The following is a 1,072-nucleotide window of genomic DNA, read 5'->3' as shown; positions in this document are numbered from 1 at the left end:
ATCGGTTGTTTCTGCTAGCCAATCGCGTAAACTAGAGCGAAAACCATGGGGGCAAGCTTCAATTTTATTTTTTCTCATATACGCCGCCATCATCGTATGTGAAAGAGGACCACGACCGGTAAGTGAAAAGATGAAATCACTTTTAGAGATACAGCGGGCTTGTTCAATTACTTTTATTGCTTCAGATGATAGGGGGACGCGAAACTCTGTTGTGGCATCACGCTTGCCTTTCATATTTTCAGCAGGGATTGTCCAGATATCATCTTCAATCTGATCTTCACGAATATGACGCAAAGGATTGCTACGAACGCCTGTCAGGATAAGCAGACGCAAAGCTAAATGTTTTATAGTTGTTGTTTTGCAGAGAAATTGGTAAAAAGCCGGCACATCTCTCCAATCCATGGCTGGTAAGCTTTGTTTTTTATGACGTTGTTTGCCTAAGAGAGCGCGTGCTTTTTCTACAGCTTGTAAATCAACATCTAACCCTAATGCAGCCGCATGTTTGAGACAAAGATTAAGACGCATTAGTGCTGTTCGAGCAGTTCCAGCTTTTGTATGCCAAATAGGGGCAAGGGTATCGCGTATCTCTGTTTGGGTAATCTCTGAAACGGGCAGACAGCCTAATTTAGGGAGAATATGGAGGCGTAAATGTAAAAACCAATTACAAGACTCACCATCATTTTTTAATTCAGCTTTACGGCTTTCAAAAGCATCTAGAGCAATATCTTTTAAATAATGGAGATTGCGCATTGCCTCACGCTTTTGTTTGTTGCGTTCTTTAATAGGGTCACGCCCCTCACGTAAAACAGCCCGCCACCTAGTTGCCAATTCACGGGCTTGTTTTAAAGAAACATCTCGCAAGGCACCCAAGCCCATTTCGCGGCGCCGACCATGAATGGTATAACGATAAAGCCATTGAGCACCACCATCTTTACGTTTGTGAAGAAGCAAGCCGGCACCATCATTATATTTACCAGCTCCCAAAGTTGCGACAGCCCTTGCATTAAGACGATTCATAAGAACCATTTTTACTCCTTTCTTGTACAATTTTTACCCACACATCAACCCCGCT

General features: G+C 43.0%; 1 protein-coding gene. It reads right to left on the bottom strand.

The window, feature by feature from the left end; all coding sequences use genetic code 11:
- The coding region (locus ACFIK2_RS07080) for a tyrosine-type recombinase/integrase (RefSeq protein ID WP_375677076.1) at positions 1-1,026 on the bottom strand (1,026 nt) is incomplete at its 3' end.
- Positions 1,027-1,072: the final 46 nt, after the last annotated feature.

It is taken from the genome of Bartonella sp. AP88XZML (assembly GCF_042195565.1).
Lineage (GTDB): Bacteria > Pseudomonadota > Alphaproteobacteria > Rhizobiales > Rhizobiaceae > Bartonella.
This window is presented reverse-complemented; position numbering and strand designations above follow the sequence as displayed.